The sequence below is a fragment of the Microbulbifer maximicatervae (SeqCode) genome (assembly GCF_052467955.1).
Map to the genome: position 1 here is coordinate 3,481,070 of NZ_CP174329.1, position 19,113 is coordinate 3,500,182.

Here is a 19,113-nt window from a genome sequence, read left to right on the forward strand (position 1 = left end):
TTAATTACCATCTATGTCTAGCTCTAACGTAAATTGATTCGAGTTACTAAAATAATTTACAGGTTTAGTTTTCAGGTTAACAAAGCTTTTTGGTGACTGTATCGCCATTTCAAGTTGACCTGCTGTAACTGAAAGATGCGCTGCATACCCAGAAATATCCAATTTGAAATTTGGCCCAAGTCGACGAGCAAGGATATATCTAGGTCTTCTGGTGGCATTTATTTCTTTCGCAGAATTATCAGATCTTTGTAAATACCCAAGCCTTATCCCTAGAGAAAGAACTTCTTGAAGCTGTTTGGGTATGTCCTGCCTTACAACAACTGAGAATGCCCGTTGCTCAGAAGCATTCTCATCTAGAATTCTATTTCTAAAGAATAGACCAAGAGCTGATACCAAGTTGTGTAGCTTATAAAGAAGATCAGAGCTGTGTATTTGATGTAAGCTCGCATCTTCTGTATTTGCAACGATATCAAATTCATCATCACATTCTGGCAGGACAAGCTCATCAGCAAATTCTTTTGACCATCGCTCTATGACTCTATCTTGTATACTTACTGGTATTTCCGCAATGGAAGAATTTGATGCTGAGGTCACTTCATCAAACATTTGTGCTGCGGGCTCAAGAAACCATCGAATAATTCCAGATGATAGATTCACCAACGAGTCGTAGCCCGCATAGCTGAATGTATGACTTGACTTACTTCCGTGCAACTCTCTCATAAGCTGGGGAACGGCATACCTTGTTACCTCGTCACTAGCTCGTGTACTACCCTTCCTGCCTGGATTTTCCCTAGTTTGATGGAATCTAAGTCTTATTTCTTCCTTGATTTCCTCCAGCCTTTTTCTTTGTTTCATATTTACCGGGAAAAAATCCCTTGGAGAAACAGCTATTCCGGCAAGGTCTAGCCTTTTTTGAACAATTTCTTCCACTCGTTGCGAATAACGATCAGCTCTGTTTGTGTAAACAGAGCCAACATCGATAGTGTTGTAATCATGAGGAGATTCTATTCTCCGATTATCAAGTGTCCTATAGGTTGCGTAAGCAAGTTGCGTTGATACTTTCAGGCAAATCTTTGGATAAATCCTCATAGATATCCAAGAATTTATAATCCGTTGCATACTCTTTGGTAAGTTATCAGCATCATCTAGCATAATGAAAAATGGCTTATTCGGTATATAACCGATGTACTTTGATTCCTCAATTAAAGGGAGGAAAAAGTCCCTCAAACCACATAGAGCACCATTATACGCAGGTGTATCATTATTGATGGATGCTCTTTTAGCGTGCTGCCTAATTTGGGAGCTAGATCGTTCGCAAACAACTTGCAGCGAATGGAGCTTATCTTCAGGCTTAAGACTGCAATCTAATTTACTAGTAGCTCCACCACATATCTCGTATAGCTCTATAAAATTACCAGCAAATGTGTCCACCTTAGTAAGATCAAGCTTATCTTTAGACTCGATCAGATTACGAATTAAGTGGTAAGTTATTGACATTGTAAGAAGGTGCTCACCTATAGAAGAGCCTTCAAAGCCAATCATTGAACTTAACTCTGTAATCCCAAAATCTTCTTTTCTAAGAGGTACATGAATCCCTACATATTCCAGTCCCCCAATACTTTCAAGATTCGCTCTTTCTGCCGCAACTGTCATTTCTAAACTTCTTAACAGCATGCTCTTTCCTGTGCCTCTTGCACCATTGATGAAAGAGTTTCCAGGCTCAAGAATTTTTTTAAAATCTGTATGAGTATCTACAAAATACTTTGCAACGTAGGATGGAGACATTTCATCTGGCTTTTTACCAGAAAAAGGATTTTCAATAACCTGCTCTTCGAGACTCATCACCAACTCCTCACTCTACAGTATCTGCAGTATCTGCAGTATCTGCAGTATCTGCAGTATCTGCATAATTATCATGCAGCGTTTGGCCACAAAAACGCTTATTTATACTGGATATTTGGGGGCCACCATCAGAATCAGGAAAACCTCTCTCTTCAACTCGTATATCTATAGTTTCGAGCGTTTCATATTCGTTAGTTATTTCCAGAGTTGAGCTAATTAGATCGAAATGCAAAAGCCCCATCAAGAAACGATTACAATATCTTCGCTCTCGATCTGATTTCTGAAGCCTATCTGCAATATAGTCAACTAAAAATATATCTTTGACCTCCTTCTCACCGCTAGGAGACTTTTTCTCGATCTTAAACTTTTTAGTAATGAGCTTTTTGTCAACATCAAAGCTAAGCTTTATTTCATGACTTTCAGGAAGGACTGTGATTTGTATTATATGGCAGTAGAGATTATGAATGACATCAGGGGAAAAGTCAGTCTTCTCTTCAGAGTACGCCTCTTCAATTGCAACTGAGTTAGCGCGAGAAGGCTTTTCTGCAAGCTCATCAGATAATCTGAGTATAGCCGCGATTAACCTTGGTCGTACTTTTACATCATTCGGAAATGTACTATAGATAGAGTCAATAAGAGTGGTAATCGTGTCCTTCGTGGTAATATTGTTGTACTGTGCATTTCCACCATGCGCCTGTGCAATTTTGGCGATTAAGCGCTTCTCCTGAGTACCCGTTCCTGCCACATCACCCATCTGACGAATTATACTGGCGGTTTTTTTCTCATGACTTTCGCGGCCTTCAGCATTTCCAGAGTCATGAAGTAAAATCGCCACTAGTAAAACATATGCTTCAAACCCTGTTAAAAGGCTCTCATCTTGCTTGATTCTAAGCATGCACCCAGCAACTTCAATAACATCATTGACATGACCGAGATCATGCTGAGTATATCTATTGCCATCTGTTGCAAGCCCGGCATTGGCATCTCTAAAATGTCGCCTGGTTAGCCACGCCTTAATATTCTGATACTGGTCAAAATAATTTTCCTCTCTCTGCGGAAAGGAATGAGGGTCAGAGGCTACCTTTTCCTTTAAATAATTCTCTAGCGGTAATAAGTGCTTTTGCTCACTCATGCTATGCCGTTCCATTAGCCTTATTCAGTAAATATCTTGTTAAAAATTGCCTTAGCTAGGAGAGGTGGAACAGCGTTTCCCACCTGCTGTTGCTGAAACCCTATTGACCCTTTAAAAATAAATTTATCAGGAAAGGATTGGAGTCTAGCCGCCTCTCTGACCGACAAACCTCGATCTTGAGTTGGGTGTATAAGCATATTTTTTCGGTAATTGCCAATAACCACAGATGGAGCATCAAGCTTAAGTCTGCGATAGATGCCCGTGTGGCATCTTGACTTATCTGCATAATTTCCCATTAAGTCATCAGGTATATCTTCCCAATTCCCACCTTGAGGAATATGACGATATCGCTCCACAATGAGATCGCTATTTCTAGTCACGAGGTTATTATTGCAACTCTTTTTTCTTCCTCTCAACCCCTTTATATAGGAAGTATTAGCTTCGTTTGAGTACTCCAAGCGACACTGATTTGCACCATTATGTATGAACGGTAAATCATTGATAGCCTCATCAACAGTTACTGGAGTATTGTGAGTAGGATCAGGGAACCGATAGGTTATTCCATGCGAAGAACCTATAATAAAAAATCTGGCTCTTTTTTGCGGCACACCATAATCTGTTGCGTGCAACAATTTAGTCGAAACAGTGAAGCCAATACGTTCAAACTCCTCTACGATTTGCTCAACGAAGATCCCTCCTTCCGTTTCCAAAATCCCCCTGACATTTTCGAAAACAAACCAGTCCGGTTGAGCTTCCCGAACCACACGAACAAACTCTTGAAAAAGCCAATTTTTCTCGTTATCGATAGAGCGAGTTTTTTGGTTTGATGTTGAAAAACCCTGACAAGGCGGCCCACCAAAAACGATCAACCCCTCATTGTCTCGGTTTTGTACTGGCTGGTGCCGAAACTTTCTAATATCGTCGGCAAATACGCCATGTAGAGGTTGGTGATTGGCCAAGTAGGTTGCGGCTGCATATTTATCAGCCTCAACAACTTGCTGTACGTCGATACCAGCACCGAGAGCCCCCAGTGACATGCCTCCTGCGCCAGAAAATAGGTCTATTCCAATCATTCTCTGATATTACATTATCGATTTATTAGGCGCAGCGTAAATGTTTACTAGATAAAGGTCAACGCAGAGGCCAAAAAACACACCAACTGATCAATAATAAACCAGTCAAGTGGCTCTATTTGGGCAGTCCTGTCCATTTAGCAACAATAAATAGGCCTTTGGGGTTGAGAAGGCTTCGATGTAGCCAGCCTCTAGCGTCCAAACTGCACAGAAAATCTAAGGACCACACCTACAGATACTCCAATCCCTATTCCACCCAACCAAGCTGAAACCATGGTGGATGCCCTGAGGGAGCGAGGTATTCCGGTGTCTTTATTACATTTGCCAAGAAAGGGCATGGCTTCCGCAGTGGCGACAGCATCAAGTTAGCCCTCTAGGGAGAGCTTGAATTCTACAGCCGCATATTTAATTTCCCGCCCGCAGAATCCGGCCTGGGAGTTACCATCGCAAACCTATAACTAAATAATATTGAATAAAAAAGAGTTTAAAAAAATACTATGGGAAGATGGAGACCGCCGCGTCTACGCGGCTCCCACTACATCACCGCAGAGGGCGCAAGCTCGATGATGAAGTGGATATCCGTCAGGGGGAAAAGTGGCAGGCTTTTTATATTACTGACATTCGTTACGAGGAGTAGTTTCGGCCTCCAGAGTCTATAAAGAGGTCGTACTTATAGAACTAAATACGACCTCTAAACAACCAAGCTGAGATAGTCATTATCATAACTTCACCAATCCATGCCGATACTTATACAACGCTTTCTCCTCCTCATAGTTTAATCGGCGCCTTGACACAGCCAAGCAACACAAGATGTTTAGTAGTGGAAGTAAAAATGTATAAATGGAAATTCCCCCTAAGCTCACCCAGATAGAGACGATCACCCCACTCAACAACCCAGGAATCGCACGGTAGGGTGTTGTAACAGGCCGCCCCATAAACTTAACGAGGATACCTGCAATAAATCCTGGGATCACATAAACGTACAAAGGGATAATACCGCGGGCAAATGAGAGCAGAACCAGCGTACCTAAAGTACCTAATAACACTGCAAATATCGAGAGGGGCATACTCTGCTCTTTCAGTAACTTCTCAATCAAAGAGTGGTACTTACTGGTATTTAATTCACTTTTAGGCGCTTTATAAATATCATTCATGAGGCTTGTACACTTTTAAGGTCTGCCGAAGTGCGACTATAGTATCTCAGGTCACCGTTTTCCAAAACACTAGATGGATAATCTAGAATCGCTTACAAATACGCGGATTGAAATGTGCCCATAGAAATGGTTTGAGCCCCAAGTAAAAATCGATGGCCATTCTGTAACAACCTTAGAAAGCGAACCTGTACACCTTTATCAAAAGCCAAAAAAGGCTTACCTTTTTGGGTAAGCCTTCAGCAAAACTAAAAAAACAATTCTTATAGAGTATTATAATACTGAATCACGCCAACAGTACTTCCAACAGAAAAAGCCGATTTAACCTGCTCTGAACTCATTCCAATTTTCAAATCTGCATTGTTCACGTTGAGCTCAATAAACAGGCTTCCCGCTTGGGAATAGGCATCGTTCCACTCAGCCACCGCTTCGTTGAGGTCATTAATAACCGCTGTATAGTTCGCGCCCTCGTCATCAGAGATCGCAGTTTGAATATCACTTATCGCACCGGAAACATCACTTTCAAGCGTTTGCCACTCTTGCAACACAGCCCCTAAGTTATCTTCAACTTGCTGGGTTTCTTCTGCTAGCTGCCCAAAGCTCTGAGACAACATTTGTAGAGTGGATACATCAGCAGTGATCAGGTCCATCTCTGCCTGTTTATCCTGAATACTCTTTTGATCTGCAACAATTTTTGCAGCATCCAGTGCAATAAAGGTTGATGCCACAGCTGCCACAGGCCCCATCACAAACCAGGTCAACAAGCCCTCAGGAAAAGCCACGATAGAAGCAACCGTCCCCAGAGAGATAGCAGTGGCATCGGCAATACCCAGAGCAACGATGCTGGCAGTCAGGGATTTGATATCTGCCTGTAAATTCTTGATATCCTGCTTTAGATCAGCAATTTTCTTCTCGTCAGCCTGGGAATCCTTTACAGAATTGTCAGCAATTGACTGCAATTGAGTCGCCATATCAGGCAATTTGTCTTGAAACCCTTGAATTGCCTTAATCGCACCACTGATAAATGTTGAAACAATCCCCAGTTGCGAGGTAATAGAGTTCAAGTCATTTTTGAGTATCTGAAGTGCAGAACTATTACTCGGGTCATTTTTGAGGATATTCGCTTGAGAAAGGGCATCCTGTAACAGCTGGCTGATAACACTGTTATAGCTCTGTACTTCACCAGGCACATCCAGAAGCCTGGCAAGTACATTATTCACCCAATCCAAAGCATCTGAATTGGCCTGAGTATAGGCTGTTACAAAATCACTCCAATCCGGCGGGTTTTGATTTAAGGTGGGTAAACTCGAAGACAACACGCTGGTAACCAGCGTATTGATCGCCACAACATTTTGCTTATAAGTATTCTGGGTATCACGTATAGGTTCGGCACTTTTCTTAAACGCTTTGGCTAATGAAAGTTTCACCACCACTGGGCTGGACGTTTTCTTCGCCACCAAATCTAAGTCATCACTTACCTGTGACATATTTATTTCTCTCTTAATGAAAATTAAAGATGAAACCAGCGAAACGCCATGGAAAACACCTTTGTTGAACCGCGGCCAAATATATCAGGCTTTTTTATAATCAATGGGTTACTTCTTATAATGAATCGCAAACAAAAATATATTTATATTCACATTGCTGCTATTAAGGCGAACTCTTAAGGCAAATAACCGCCAAACAGAGTCACTCAACCAGGCAATTATCTCCGTCAAATGCTGCAACCAAGTCCAGAACACTTCCAACCTGTTTGTAGACCAGTAGCTTCCGACTATAAGAACCCAGCAACCACGAGCCACACGCCACCCAATAAGTATCTTTTTTTGAGGTGACACAGAAGACGCTTTGCGCATCAGATACACGCCAAAACAATCGTCCTTTGGAAAACCCCCTACTCTCGAGTCTCAAAACGCCAATATCATTCTGTTTAGCCCATTGAAGAATTTGCGCCCGGAAAAACTCGGATCTAATCGGCATTAACAAATAGGGAACTACACCCAATAAGGCCAATAGAGCCACTATTACGTTATTACCCAGAGAGGGGCTGAACATATAGGCCAGCTTCCCCAAAGTTATCGATATTATTAATACAACAAATGGACGCATATTCATTGCCGCCGATTTCAGTTCCCTTTAGAAAGAATGGCAGATAAATATGCAGAGACAAGGTTAAGCTACAGGGCGATCGAGTGATCCCAAGTTGGCATGCCCGCGCTATCGTATATTGAAACTAACAGGTAGAGATTGGTCGCATTGAGGCCAAACTCGTTAGAGTTTGACCCGCAGAATGACTGCCTAACGATAGAGCAAATACACAATAAAGTACTGGAATAGCTTATTTGCTCTCGATTAAACCCAGCATTTCTTTTGCAACCAGCGCAGAAGAAGGTAAAAACATTGTAGAAACAATACGCTGATCAGATATTACATCATGCTTATCAGCAACATTACCCTTATTAATAATAATGGCTCCATTTTCTCGAAGGCGTTCCTCTACCAAGAACGGTAATAAAGTACCCTGCTTAGCCCAAGACTTCTCTTTTTCTGTGGAGTCCGGGAAACCGGCAACCTTCTTGCCCTTTACCATATAGTGGCCATCTTTCAGCTTCACATCGGCAAACGCACCTGCCCCATGACCACAGCTGCCCACAACTCCCCCTTTCTGGTAAATCCCACCCATAATATTAGGGAGCCTCTGAATAACTCCGTGATACCTCTGGCATGCAGAGCGGTTCACAATCAAGGCGCGGCTTCGCAGGAATGTCTAGACCTTTCAAGAAGTCGCAACGCGGAGTGTGAATCGCTCTGCAAGCCCCGAAGGGCGGGCCTTGAAGGCCACAGCTGCTGCGTTGCAGCTCTTGCAAAGGGCTACGGCCATTCGCGGCGAGCTGCGCCTAACATCTGCAGCCTTCAAGACCCGCAGAGGCATTACGGAGTTATTCAGAGGCTCCTTAGCAGCTCACGATTAGATGCCACATCAAATAAGGTTCCATAGCCTCCACCGATATAAACAGCTGCATAATTCTCTATAACTACTTGCTCAGGCTTTAGTGAACTATTAGCCCGCTCTAAAAAACCTTCATGTTTGATGGTGTAACTACTAATTCCCAGTGGATCCATCATAAACGGGACCACCCCACCTTTTGGCGAAACAAAGTCCACGTCATACCCATGGGAAACAAAAATATGGTAAGGCGGAGCGTACTCCCACAAATTATTTCTCGCATCATGCTTCTCCGGATCACCCATATCCTGAAGATTAGAAGCAACGATTAGTATCCGCTTAGTCTCAGCTGCTTGTGAAGGTGTAATAAAGCCCGTCACAAGAATTATCATAGAGCAGATAAGGCTACAGATTTTTGCCGTTTTTCTCACGTTCAACTTCCCCATTCGAATAACTTTGATACGAAATAGATAGATTACATGAGTAACGTACAACCTTGACATAAGATCGATAGCTTGCAGGAGAAAAGCGATATAACGAGGTCAAACTGCCCCTGAAGTAACAACGGCCAACATTTCTATAGCGCCAAGCCTACCACCACAAAGTTAACACCCTATTAGCGAGCAGCCTTGATAGTTAGGGCAGTAACAACACCCCAAATCCAATTGAAAAATAACACCAGGACTGGTGTTAAGACTCCCAACTCAAATCCAGCAACACCCTTCCCAGCCATCACAGGGAAAACTACAAACAATTGAAATGCAGAGGGAAACAAACTAAGAAGAGCTCCTTTTAGAAGTAACTTTGATGACCAGAATGGAAGAATAAATAGCAGTCCCCATAAGCCACCCCAAACAATACGAGGATAAAGCCACTCAGGAGATAGAGGAGGAGCAATTGATACGCCAAAAGCGGCATTAATCCCCAACTGGCCAAATAGCCACACCGCAATACTGTTTGCCAAAGCACCAAGACTTCCGGCTGCGAAGAATATCAGTAGGTTTTTCATCTCCCTCTCCTAGAATTGTAGGAACACTGCAATATTTACTCGCGAATCAAACCACAATATAGAAGAACCATCGTCACTCAACGGAAAATAGCCTAACGCACGAATCACAGCCCCACCCGAGATGACTGAGTAACTTTTCTACTTTACCTACCCAACAATACAGAGCATAAACCAGATTTATCTTGAGTACGTCTGCGTACCAATTAGACACAGCAGAAACGCTAGAAAAATTAGATAAAGCACTAGCCCCCTACTTCTCAAGAATGACGACTTAAAAAATATTTTCAATTTGAGAACCAGCAATATCCGCTGATCGTTTTTGCAACTAATCCCGAAAGAAAATAACTAGCTTCTCAAGCGCCTAATTTATGTAATAGATAAGTGGTACGCTTGTATTTATTTTATAAATCAATTAAAACCAAATAGGAACTAGTACTTATGAAAGTGCCATCAGCAGGAGTGCTGTACCCGATTATATTAGGATTGGCGATCCAGTCAGCGACGTCTCAAGCCCAGTCCTTTGATGAGAGCGCCTATATTGACAGGCAGCTACAATATATTGAGGAAGGAGTCACCTCTACCAACGATACTGCCGTCGTACTTCAGGCATACACCGGTGATGATCTCAACTGGGATGCGCTAAATAAGAACCTGGATGTACTCCGCAACGGCGGCAAGAAAAATTCTGACTTCACTCTCACCCGCCTAATCCGCATCTTATTCTTCCGCCCCGAAATAAAAGACGAACTCTTTGCCGCACTCGACGGCTATCACTTCTGGTTTAAAGAAGGCAGGACGGGTGACCATGTCTTTGCTTCAGAAAACCATATGATCATGTACACCTCTGCCCAATATCTCCTCCAGGAGAAATATGGGGCATTTGAGGACGACAGAACTTATAAGCGCCTAAAGCGTTATCTGGAAGTGAAGAACCAATATGGTTACTATGAGTTTTACTCCCCTGTTTACTACCCCTATACCCTCTCGGCACTGCTAAACCTCGTAGACTTTGCAGAGGATGAGGAAATCCGTGAACTTGCAATCGGCGCTGCTCATCGCTTGCTGCAAGATATCTTATTGGTGACCAACGACCAGGGGATCAACTTCGCCGCAGCCGGGCGTAGTAATGACGGCTACCGCCGCAATGGGTCCGGAGGGAATATCAACCGGATTATCTACCTCCTGACAGGTCTGGGCAAAGAGTCAGTACGCACCCCCAGTCCCGCCGGTGTAATGCTCGCCACTTCCGGATTGGAAATCACCGATGAGGTTTTCGAATATTTCGGTAAAGGTCTCAACATAAATTATTCAGTCGGCCATTCGCTGGGAGATGCTAGAAACGAGATCTATGCAGACTTTCCCCGGGAAGAGCGCGTACCCTTCTATTGGAGCCAGGGAGCCTACTTCCACCCCGATGTCGCAGCGGATACCGCCTGGTTCGCCAGCAAATACCAACTCGAAGGTTATGAGGGGCTCAAAGCATTTGACCAGTTCCTGGGACTATCAGAAGCAGCCGCCCCTGCGGCCGCCAAGGCCGGGGCTGTATTCAGCCGCAGCTCTGTCCTCTCCTCGGCCAACTTCTCCATGTACAAAGATGGCGGAGTCATGATGCACTCCATCCAGAATTATTGGGGAGGCCGCCAGGGCTACCAGCAAACCCCCTGGATAGCCACCACCGGTTCCCAATCTATCTGGGCAAAAGTCGGCGACGGCAATAGCACCATGCAAAATGACCACCTGCCGAAAATAAAGCAGGTAAACAATGTCGCCGTGATCCAATACAACCCCTACCCGGAGATAGAACTGTTTCACTCCGGCGGCTCCGATGTCGCTCTACAGTGGCCCGAAGAGTTCGAGGAGGAGTCCCGCAGTGGTAACTGGAAGTTTGGTAGGGAAGATGATGGATACGTTGCCGTCCGCTACCCCTGTGGCAACGGTGACTCCAACACTGTGACCTGTGATTGGAACGAGCAGACCTGGGTCGTCATTATGGGAAGTGAAGAGCGCTACGGCAGCTTTGATGCTTTTAGACAGAAGGTGCTCAATGAAGTCAGTTACGATGCCGACTGGGAATGGCACGGCTCCTTCTGGAAAGGCACCTTGAAGTATGTGTACGATTCAGATGTAAAGTTTGATGGAACCGATATCAGCTTGACTTGGTAGCACCTAATTAAGCTCACGGGAAGGGGATACCCCCTTCCCAGCCTTCCTGCACCCCCATCCAAATTACCCTCCACAGGCTATCAACCCAACCTCCTTCCATCCGAGCTTAGTTGACAGTGTCAACCAATATGAATAAAGTTGACACTATCAACCAGTTAGCATGGCGCCATGAAAGATACCGCAATCAATGAATCCCTCCACCAGCTTATTCACGCCTACAAACGGCGTTTGCGAGCTGGCATACAGGAGCAGCGAATTGGCTTGCCGGTGAGTCATATACGGGTACTCAAAGGTGTCTTTAAATTTCCACTGAGTACTGCCCGGTCAATTGCCCAGCGGATGAATTTGGATAAAGCCCAAGTAACACGAGTGCTAAACGACCTGGTGCACTCGGGGCTAATCGAAAAGACCGACAACCCCAATGATCGGCGCAGCCAGTTTTTGACACTAACTACAGACGGAATAAGCACGCTGGAAAAAGTGAGCGGACAAGAAGCTGAAGTGGCCAGGCAAATGACTCGCAACTTGAGTACTGAGGAGCTAGAAAACTTCGCCCGCATTGCCAGCGTAATGGTCGCCAATATGAAAGAGCACTCCACCCCTGACGAAAGGAGCTAAACCCTATGGCCGAGAAAGTTACCAGAGAATTGGTCGTTATTCGCAGGACACAAATTACTGAAAATATGCTGCGCATCACCCTCGGTGGCGATGATTTAAAAACTCTCGCCCCCAATCAGGAAAGCGCCTATATCAAATTTCTGTTTCCACAAGCTGGAAGCGAGCGTCCTCTATTGCGAAGCTATACCATCAGGCACCAGCGTGAATCTGAAATTGATATCGACTTCGCCCTGCATGAACACGAAGGGCCCGCTCTAAGCTGGGCACTTAAAACACAGCCCGGCGATACGATCTTAACCCGCGGCCCCGGCCCCAAAAAAATGACCAATCCCGAGGCAGACTGGTTTTTACTATTGGGGGATATGACTGCACTGCCAGCTATCAGTGTAAACCTTGCGGAGCTACCCAAGGATGCAAAGGGTTACGCATTAATTGAGGTGTCCAGTGAAGCGGATATTCAGGAGCTGGAACACCCAGAGAACCTGCAAATCCAATGGATTATCAATCCGGCTCCATCCGGCGAGAAACTCCTGGAAAAATTACAGGCACTAACCTGGCTCGATGGACAGGCCTCCGTATGGGCCGCCTGCGAATTCGACAGCATGCGCACCCTACGGCAATTCTTTAAGCAGGAAAGAGTAATCCCCAAAACCCATATTTATATCTCCAGTTACTGGAAAATTGGGCAGTCGGACGAAGGCCACAAACTCGCCAAGCGCATGGACAATGAAAAGATGGAAGGACAGGGATAACTTATAGATAGGCGGGAAGAGAAAGCCCTCTGATTGTAGGCTTTCCCTATTCAACAGAAGCAGGCTTATTTAACCGATACCAATAATTAGACAAAAAACCCCGAGCATCGAGTTTAGAAATCTGCCTGATAATTTCCGGGGCACCCGACCTACAGCGCCATTCATACATAGAGGCACGGCCAGCCACTACCGCAGGAACGGTCCCGGAACTTTGATTATCTTTGCAATATGAAATCATGGCACTACTCGGCTCCCGACTAGTGTCAGCTTTCTCATCACAGGGGAGATTAGCCCCAACAAAGCAGGCATAGACACTTCCATCCATACATCGCCAATAAGTCCCCCTCGCGACCCAATCTTCGGGCGCTTCTGCACCGAGATTGGCCGCTCTTCTGATACCATCAACAATTGACTGTGGCATAGCCGGTCCAGTAAAAGTCTTAACTGGGTTATCGTCATTCACTACTGCCGCGCAATATTCAAAGGGGTTGGTGGATAGCTTGCCCCCTCCAGCGCTACTTACTTCAGAGTTAACCGCAGCGATCAATATCCATAACAGCGCAAAAATACTCACGACTAGAGCAGCCACTTTTAGCATCATCCCAGTCCGCTCCATAAAGGATTTACCTGCCACCTACTAAAAAGGGAGAAGGAAAGAATACACCGCGCTTGGGACCCTATGAGGCATGGATGCCGATTAGGAGCTTACAGGGATGTATTCACAGCCTGTCTCGAGTGCGGTGTATTCTTTCCTTCCACCCCGGTAGTAAGTTCCGCCCGCACTATTCAAGTGCCAGATCCAAGGGTGTTAACAACTTTAGTATGGCGCCCTCTAGGACTTTACAAACTAACCTTTACTTTCCGCAGTAACCGAGCTTATCAGGCGGCAGAAATCACAAACAGCAACTATACTCATCCGAAGCGATTAGGTAGTGAGCAGAAGCTTCCGAGTTAGAAAGCTGGTTTAGAAAATTCCAATAAAAACCCTGTTTTCAAAAGGAGTTATCAGTTGATCAATCACTCCCCCTCAAAAACAGACAAAGTGGCCACTCCAGAACTCCCACAGTGGATCAGTTGCCGCGAACGCCTACCCCACAAAGGGGACGCCACCAGCCGCGGCTATGTACGGGTAATCTGGAAATCAACAAAATCTATTAATGGGGACGCCAATACCACCTGGGAAGTGGGTATGGATCATTATGAAAATGCCCGCACCTATTTAGGCTGGATGCCAATATCCAAAAAGGGGGAATAAACAGTACAAACTAATTGTGCCCACAATTAAATACACCCTAATGATCTTTAGGGTAGTATTTCAACATGAGATTTTTAGGCACGTACGTCTAGTAGCGATACCACTGCTATCCAGCTGTGCGGGAGAGCGATTCGGTGGCTATAACTTACCGCAGCAGACTATTGAGAAAAGTAGAAACTGCGGCTTAGAATACCAGCGCACCCCAGACCAGGACTTTCCTACCACCCTTTCCCTCATCGAAACATGTACTAATCAAACAGATAGAAAACTAATTGGGTACTTCAGAGACAACTTAGCCATAGCGCCAGAAACGCACACCTTTGAGCCCTGTAACATCCAGCTTCTAGAAGCTCAAACTGATAGAGTAATCGAACCCAAATCTATTTGGTTTAGTTCGCAACCAGATATTGAGGTTGTAGACTGGAGCAGTCATTTCCTTATCGCAAAAGGCGAACTACACGGCCCCGGCAGGTATGGGCACTTCAGTACTTACAGCTATTTATTTGTAGCCACCGAAATTATTCATATAACCAATAACACCAATAGTAACTGCGAACCCCACTTCTACAAGATTGACGAGCAATTGGAACATACCAAGCCTGCCGACCCAATACCCTCGACAAAACTAGACCTCTAGCTGAACAATAAACAACCAACCCGATTCCCCTAAAGAAACAAGCGGTCCCCAACCCTTGACGCCACCCGGCAGCTGAATCACCATCCCCAGCAGTACACAAAGGACAAGAGAGCAGCAATAGCGCCGAGCCCTGCTGGAGGACGCCCAATGACATTTAGCGAAACCCTCGATCTCGATACACCCATCAGTGAAGCCGATCTGGAATTTATTGAGGACGTGCTGCTCAAATACGGCAACGACGATTCGGTGCTGGATATCTGCGAACTGGACGGTTTTCTCACCGCCCTGGTGTCCGGCCCGGAAATGATTCCCCCCAGCCGCTGGTTCTCCGCCCTCTGGGGCGGCCCCGGCAATGAGCCGGAGTGGCAGAGTGAAGAGGAGATGCAGCGCTTTACCGCGCTGCTGTTCCAGCTGATGAACAGCAATGCCATGATGCTGGTGGAAACCCCCGCAGAGTTCAGCGCCCTGTTTCGTATCACCGAGCGAGAGGGCGAAGCTCCCTTCGCCATCGTCGAGGAGTGGTGCTTCGGCTATATGCGCGGCGTCGACCTGGGCCAATGGCCCAACCTGCCCGCAGAACTGGACACCCAGCTGCAAGCCATCGCCCTACACGGCCGCGAGGAACACTTCGATCACCTCGGCGCCCTCACCGATGCAGAGCACCAGCACAGCATCACCCAAATAGAACCCGCCGCCCGCGCCCTGCACCGTCACTGGCTGCAACAACGGGCCCCGGAACTCTCAACCAACTCCAGTCCCCACCGAGCAGACCCCAAAACCGGCCGCAACGACCCCTGCCCCTGTGGCAGCGGTAAAAAGTTTAAACGCTGCTGTTTGCATTAAGCACTCCAGCTAGAAATCCGGGGCAGTCCAAACCAAGAAAATAACCAGTTACAGGGATGATATAGATGGATACGGAAACCACCAGCGCCCGCAAACTCTCTAGCGCCGTTGCTACACTTTTCGGCGCTGCCGGAATAACCTTTCTCGATTCGAAAGCCCAGTGGGAAGCAGATTATAAAGATCTACTTTCCCGTATTCAGGAGGCGCGAGAAACCGGTACTATTTCCGATAAGCTACTGGAAGACTTGTGGTGGACTCGCAGCAATGGCGTCGCCACCATAAAGACAGGAGCCCTCTCACGGAAAGCGCTCGAACAATTACAACAAGAGTTTCGCAGCCTAACCTGGCAAATTTTTTCTGATGGCTCAGAAGCAACACACCGTCAGGTTGTCGATAGCTTTATTGCTTTTAAATCCCAGGGCTTGGTTATTGGCGTGTTGCACTCAGTGATTAACCGGGTCTTTGCTGCCGCTCACCCCAACCAATGTACCACTGTGGTATCCCCCAATATTTTTAGGCTGCTTTTAAATGAAATCCATCGGCGATGGGATATAGACCTTCCTGATGGAAAAGAGCATTGGTTGGCGAGTAATAAAGCTCTCAAGAAAATCATCAACCAGTACAAGCCGGAAACTTTTGATGATGTGCAAACCAATATTCTGATCTGGCGGCTCTACGCAGAGAACGATTCGCAAGAGAATGAGCTTATGGATGAGAAACTCCCCCTCACTAACTTACCTATCCAGCCTCTCAACCAAATCCTGTTCGGCCCTCCCGGCACCGGCAAAACCTACAATACCACCCACCTGGCCGTACAGATCGCCGACCCGCAGTGGTACGCCAATCAAGATGAGCCCGATAATCGCGCAGTGAGAGAGCGCTACGACGCTCTACAGGCAGAAAAGCGCATTGTCTTTACTACCTTTCACCAGAGCTTTGCCTACGAGGACTTTATTGAGGGTATCCGCGCGGAGAGTAGTGACAACGGGCAACTAAATTACTCCGTTCAGGACGGTGTATTTAAGGAGTTATGTGAGTCCGCCGATGCCAAAGTTACCCGCCAGAGCGGCGAGCAGATTGACCTTAATGGCCGCCGTTTTTGGAAAATGTCCCTGGGCAATACCCTGGAGGACAACGACGATATTTATCAGGAGTGCCTGGAAAATAATTATGTCTTGTTGGGCTATGGCGAGAGTATCGATTTTTCTCGCTGTACTAGCCGCGATTCCGTGCGCAAACAGTTTGAGACGGCCAATAGCTTAGAAATTCAGCAATCTGACTACCCCATCACTGCGGTACATAACTTCCGCAATACTCTTCAGGTTGGGGATTTGGTGGTTATTTCCGATGGCAACCGCAAGTTTCGCGCAATTGCGGAAATCACCGGCGACTACCAACGCCTGGTAACCGATGAGCGCACCGGTTACCAGCAGGCGCGCCCGGTAAAATGGCACCGGCAGTACGAACCCAGCCTGCCCCGTGAGCAACTGTTTAAAAAAGCACTCTCACAAATGACACTCTACGAGCTCCGTCCTTCCACCATTGATATAGACAAACTTGCAGAGCTATTGGCACCGCAGGATATTAGCGAGCCACAGCAAAAGCCATTGGTTTTGATTATCGATGAAATCAATCGCGGCAATATTTCGCGGATTTTTGGTGAACTGATCACCCTGCTGGAACCTGCCAAGCGCAAGGGTGCCGAGGATGCCCGCGAAGTGATACTGCCCTACTCCAAAAAAACCTTCGCTGTGCCGCCCAATGTGTACGTAATCGGCACCATGAACACCGCCGATAAATCCCTGGCTCAACTGGACCTGGCCCTGCGCCGCCGCTTTAGCTTTGTAGAAATGCCACCCAATCCCGAGTTATTGGCGGGCACCCAGGTTTACGGTATTGATATCGGTGAGCTGCTCACAACCCTAAACCAGCGTATTGAGGCACTATTGGATCGAGATCACCTGATCGGCCACAGCTACTTTTTGCCCCTGTGCGGCCTCCCTTTAGAAGAGCGTGAGAGCAAGCTGGCCTCTATTTTCCAGCAACAAATATTGCCATTGTTACAGGAATACTTTTTCGATGACTGGCAGCGCATCGGCTGGGTACTGAATGACCCGGCGAAACATCCGCACCACCGCTTTATTATTGAGGGTGGCCAACAGCAATTAAACGAATTATTCCCTGCGGATATCGCCAGCCAAATCAATGAGCGGCGCTTTTCCCTCAATACAGAGGCCTTTATCCAGCCGGATGCCTATCGCGGCATACTGCCCCCTGCGGCTGCCACTACATCACCGAAGTCGCAAGCATTAGAAGAAGCCGAGAGCGAAGTAGCGGAATGATCCAGGTCCGCGAGTACGCCACTCTACACAATGACCTCGCCGGCCCCTCCAGTCTGGATCGGGCGCGAGTCTCAGCACAAACCCTGGCATGGCTGCGGGAACTGGGGCAGAGCCAGGGCAGTCATTTTATTCGGGATAGCGGTGCCCACAGAGTCAAACTGGGCAGCTATGTGGGGTTTCTGCAGAGCCCCACTGGGGAAGCTATCGAAATTCTGCCGAAAACCCACCGGCAACCACCCTCAGCCAGCGAAGCGCAGCGGAGCCGGCAACTGTTGCAGAAAATGCTCGCTATCAGCCTGGGTATTACCCCCCGCAATGCCGGCCCGGCTGATTTGCAGCAGCAACCGCTGCCCCTGCACGAGTGGATTTTTTCACAGTTCTTGCAAGCCCTGAGCCGACTGTTAAAACGCGGGCTGCGCAGTGACTACCAGCGCCGGGCGGAAGAGAGCCGATTTATTCGTGGCCGTCTCAACCTAGCCCGGCAGGCACAACAAACGCCGGACAGGGCTACCTGGTTCCATATTGAGCACGATATTTTCAGCCCTCAAATCCGTGAAAACCGTCTGCTCAAAAGCGCCCTGGAAATTACCCTAAAGCTCTGCGCCACTGCCGATAACTGGCGCTTGGCCAATAGCTTTAATCACCAGATGGCGGCGGTGCCGGCAAGCCCGGCGCCACTGGCCGAACTGCCAAAATGGCGCTCGGACCGGTTGATGCAAAGCTATGAGGCAATCAAACCCTGGTGCCGTTTAATTTTACAAAACCTCAACGCCAGTTTTACCCAAGGCGAGCATCGCGGTATCGCCCTGCTCTTCCCCATGGAGCGGTTATTTGAAAATTATGTGGCGCACAGCCTGCAACAAACATTACCGCCCAGCAGCCACCTTCGCACCCAGGCAAGCGGCCAATACCTGTTAAAGCACAGGCCCGAGGGCACAGAAACTGATAGCCGCTGGTTTCAACTGCGCCCGGATTTGTTGCTGGAAAGTAACACCATGGAAAAAGGTCGACCACAAGTATCCGTGATGGATACCAAGTGGAAATTATTAAATAGCCGCGCCAGCAGCAACGAGAAATACAAACTGAGCCAAGCTGATCTCTACCAGCTCTTTGCCTACGGCAACTATTACATGGATGGCCGGGGCCATATGGCGCTGATCTTTCCCGCCCACGGGGATTTTTGCCAACCCCTGCCGCGCTTTAGTTTTTCCGACAACCTACATCTTTGGGCGCTGCCTTTTAATCTGCATAGCCAACAATTGGTGGCCGGAGACTGGCAAGCGTATTTTCCCAGCTTGCTCCACAGCCCGGAAACAGAGACACTTTTATCCCAATAAAAACGGATTTCC

General features: G+C 46.9%; 17 protein-coding genes. 8 read left to right on the top strand and 9 right to left on the bottom strand.

Features of this window, described 5'->3' with window-relative positions; all coding sequences use genetic code 11:
* The 3 genes from ACJJI5_RS14995 to ACJJI5_RS15005 are packed head-to-tail and all read right to left on the bottom strand — an operon-like array spanning position 1 to position 4,047.
* Positions 1 to 1,842 carry an ORC-CDC6 family AAA ATPase gene (locus ACJJI5_RS14995; RefSeq protein WP_445354496.1) on the bottom strand — a complete coding sequence of 614 codons (1,842 nt, stop codon included), beginning with the start codon at positions 1,840 to 1,842 and terminating at the stop codon, positions 1 to 3.
* Positions 1,843 to 1,852: 10 nt separating this feature from the next.
* On the bottom strand, positions 1,853 to 2,974 hold the full coding sequence (locus tag ACJJI5_RS15000) for an HD domain-containing protein (RefSeq protein WP_445354497.1): 1,122 nt from the start codon (positions 2,972 to 2,974) through the stop codon (positions 1,853 to 1,855).
* A gap of 20 nt (positions 2,975 to 2,994) precedes the next feature.
* The gene (locus ACJJI5_RS15005; protein WP_445354498.1) at positions 2,995 to 4,047 is read right to left on the bottom strand and encodes a DNA cytosine methyltransferase; all 1,053 of its coding nucleotides are present in this window, start codon (positions 4,045 to 4,047) and stop codon (positions 2,995 to 2,997) included.
* A gap of 505 nt (positions 4,048 to 4,552) precedes the next feature.
* Here ACJJI5_RS15005 and ACJJI5_RS15010 point away from each other — a divergent pair.
* The gene (locus ACJJI5_RS15010) at positions 4,553 to 4,684 is read left to right on the top strand and encodes a hypothetical protein (RefSeq protein WP_445354499.1); all 132 of its coding nucleotides are present in this window, start codon (positions 4,553 to 4,555) and stop codon (positions 4,682 to 4,684) included.
* 82 nt (positions 4,685 to 4,766) lie between these two features.
* Here the strand turns inward: ACJJI5_RS15010 and ACJJI5_RS15015 are convergent, their stop codons facing one another.
* The 5 genes from ACJJI5_RS15015 to ACJJI5_RS15035 all read right to left on the bottom strand — a co-directional run bounded on the left by ACJJI5_RS15015 (position 4,767) and on the right by ACJJI5_RS15035 (position 9,154).
* Positions 4,767 to 5,201: a hypothetical protein gene (locus tag ACJJI5_RS15015; RefSeq protein ID WP_445354500.1), complete on the bottom strand. Its 435-nt coding sequence runs from the start codon at positions 5,199 to 5,201 to the stop codon at positions 4,767 to 4,769.
* 260 nt (positions 5,202 to 5,461) lie between these two features.
* Positions 5,462 to 6,685, bottom strand: coding sequence for an enterotoxin (HBL) (locus tag ACJJI5_RS15020; RefSeq protein WP_445354501.1), 1,224 nt, complete (start codon positions 6,683 to 6,685; stop codon positions 5,462 to 5,464).
* Positions 6,686 to 7,536: 851 nt separating this feature from the next.
* Positions 7,537 to 7,851, bottom strand: a complete 315-nt coding sequence (locus ACJJI5_RS15025) for a type 1 glutamine amidotransferase family protein (protein ID WP_445354502.1) — start codon at positions 7,849 to 7,851, stop codon at positions 7,537 to 7,539.
* 290 nt (positions 7,852 to 8,141) lie between these two features.
* Positions 8,142 to 8,576: a type 1 glutamine amidotransferase family protein gene (locus ACJJI5_RS15030; protein ID WP_445354503.1), complete on the bottom strand. Its 435-nt coding sequence runs from the start codon at positions 8,574 to 8,576 to the stop codon at positions 8,142 to 8,144.
* A gap of 185 nt (positions 8,577 to 8,761) precedes the next feature.
* On the bottom strand, positions 8,762 to 9,154 hold the full coding sequence (locus ACJJI5_RS15035; RefSeq protein ID WP_445354504.1) for a hypothetical protein: 393 nt from the start codon (positions 9,152 to 9,154) through the stop codon (positions 8,762 to 8,764).
* 438 nt (positions 9,155 to 9,592) lie between these two features.
* Between ACJJI5_RS15035 and ACJJI5_RS15040 the strand changes: the two genes are divergently transcribed.
* From ACJJI5_RS15040 to ACJJI5_RS15050, 3 genes are all read left to right on the top strand, one after another.
* A complete protein-coding gene (locus ACJJI5_RS15040) occupies positions 9,593 to 11,317 on the top strand; it encodes a hypothetical protein (RefSeq protein ID WP_445354505.1) in 1,725 nt (574 codons plus the stop codon).
* Positions 11,318 to 11,485: 168 nt separating this feature from the next.
* The gene (locus ACJJI5_RS15045) at positions 11,486 to 11,935 is read left to right on the top strand and encodes a MarR family winged helix-turn-helix transcriptional regulator (protein ID WP_444917545.1); all 450 of its coding nucleotides are present in this window, start codon (positions 11,486 to 11,488) and stop codon (positions 11,933 to 11,935) included.
* A gap of 5 nt (positions 11,936 to 11,940) precedes the next feature.
* Entirely contained in the window at positions 11,941 to 12,687 is a 747-nt protein-coding gene (locus ACJJI5_RS15050) for a siderophore-interacting protein (protein WP_445354506.1), read from the top strand.
* A gap of 46 nt (positions 12,688 to 12,733) precedes the next feature.
* On the opposite strand, the gene ACJJI5_RS15055 is transcribed toward ACJJI5_RS15050, so the two are convergent.
* A complete protein-coding gene (locus ACJJI5_RS15055; RefSeq protein WP_445354507.1) occupies positions 12,734 to 13,288 on the bottom strand; it encodes a hypothetical protein in 555 nt (184 codons plus the stop codon).
* A gap of 408 nt (positions 13,289 to 13,696) precedes the next feature.
* Here ACJJI5_RS15055 and ACJJI5_RS15060 point away from each other — a divergent pair, with 408 nt between their 5' ends.
* The 4 genes from ACJJI5_RS15060 (at position 13,697) to ACJJI5_RS15075 (ending at position 19,101) form a co-directional block, all read left to right on the top strand.
* Positions 13,697 to 13,942 carry a hypothetical protein gene (locus tag ACJJI5_RS15060; RefSeq protein ID WP_445354508.1) on the top strand — a complete coding sequence of 82 codons (246 nt, stop codon included), beginning with the start codon at positions 13,697 to 13,699 and terminating at the stop codon, positions 13,940 to 13,942.
* A gap of 784 nt (positions 13,943 to 14,726) precedes the next feature.
* Entirely contained in the window at positions 14,727 to 15,422 is a 696-nt protein-coding gene (locus tag ACJJI5_RS15065) for a YecA/YgfB family protein (protein WP_445354509.1), read from the top strand.
* A gap of 65 nt (positions 15,423 to 15,487) precedes the next feature.
* The gene (locus tag ACJJI5_RS15070) at positions 15,488 to 17,764 is read left to right on the top strand and encodes a DUF8426 domain-containing protein (RefSeq protein WP_445354510.1); all 2,277 of its coding nucleotides are present in this window, start codon (positions 15,488 to 15,490) and stop codon (positions 17,762 to 17,764) included.
* Positions 17,761 to 19,101 carry an McrC family protein gene (locus ACJJI5_RS15075; protein ID WP_445354511.1) on the top strand — a complete coding sequence of 447 codons (1,341 nt, stop codon included), beginning with the start codon at positions 17,761 to 17,763 and terminating at the stop codon, positions 19,099 to 19,101. Before ACJJI5_RS15070 ends, ACJJI5_RS15075 begins: the two co-directional genes overlap by 4 nt.
* Positions 19,102 to 19,113 lie beyond the last annotated feature (12 nt).

Excerpts from the sequence above, each read along its gene's own strand:
- ACJJI5_RS14995 (WP_445354496.1), bottom strand. The coding sequence starts at position 1,842 with ATGAGTCTCGAAGAGCAGGTTATTGAAAATCCTTTTTCTGGTAAAAAG.
- ACJJI5_RS15000 (WP_445354497.1), bottom strand. The coding sequence starts at position 2,974 with ATGAGTGAGCAAAAGCACTTATTACCGCTAGAGAATTATTTAAAGGAA.
- ACJJI5_RS15005 (WP_445354498.1), bottom strand. The coding sequence starts at position 4,047 with ATGATTGGAATAGACCTATTTTCTGGCGCAGGAGGCATGTCACTGGGG.
- ACJJI5_RS15010 (WP_445354499.1), top strand. The coding sequence starts at position 4,553 with ATGGAGACCGCCGCGTCTACGCGGCTCCCACTACATCACCGCAGAGGG.
- ACJJI5_RS15015 (WP_445354500.1), bottom strand. The coding sequence starts at position 5,201 with ATGAATGATATTTATAAAGCGCCTAAAAGTGAATTAAATACCAGTAAG.
- ACJJI5_RS15020 (WP_445354501.1), bottom strand. The coding sequence starts at position 6,685 with ATGTCACAGGTAAGTGATGACTTAGATTTGGTGGCGAAGAAAACGTCC.
- ACJJI5_RS15035 (WP_445354504.1), bottom strand. The coding sequence starts at position 9,154 with ATGAAAAACCTACTGATATTCTTCGCAGCCGGAAGTCTTGGTGCTTTG.
- ACJJI5_RS15040 (WP_445354505.1), top strand. The coding sequence starts at position 9,593 with ATGAAAGTGCCATCAGCAGGAGTGCTGTACCCGATTATATTAGGATTG.
- ACJJI5_RS15045 (WP_444917545.1), top strand. The coding sequence starts at position 11,486 with ATGAAAGATACCGCAATCAATGAATCCCTCCACCAGCTTATTCACGCC.
- ACJJI5_RS15050 (WP_445354506.1), top strand. The coding sequence starts at position 11,941 with ATGGCCGAGAAAGTTACCAGAGAATTGGTCGTTATTCGCAGGACACAA.
- ACJJI5_RS15055 (WP_445354507.1), bottom strand. The coding sequence starts at position 13,288 with ATGATGCTAAAAGTGGCTGCTCTAGTCGTGAGTATTTTTGCGCTGTTA.
- ACJJI5_RS15065 (WP_445354509.1), top strand. The coding sequence starts at position 14,727 with ATGACATTTAGCGAAACCCTCGATCTCGATACACCCATCAGTGAAGCC.
- ACJJI5_RS15070 (WP_445354510.1), top strand. The coding sequence starts at position 15,488 with ATGGATACGGAAACCACCAGCGCCCGCAAACTCTCTAGCGCCGTTGCT.
- ACJJI5_RS15075 (WP_445354511.1), top strand. The coding sequence starts at position 17,761 with ATGATCCAGGTCCGCGAGTACGCCACTCTACACAATGACCTCGCCGGC.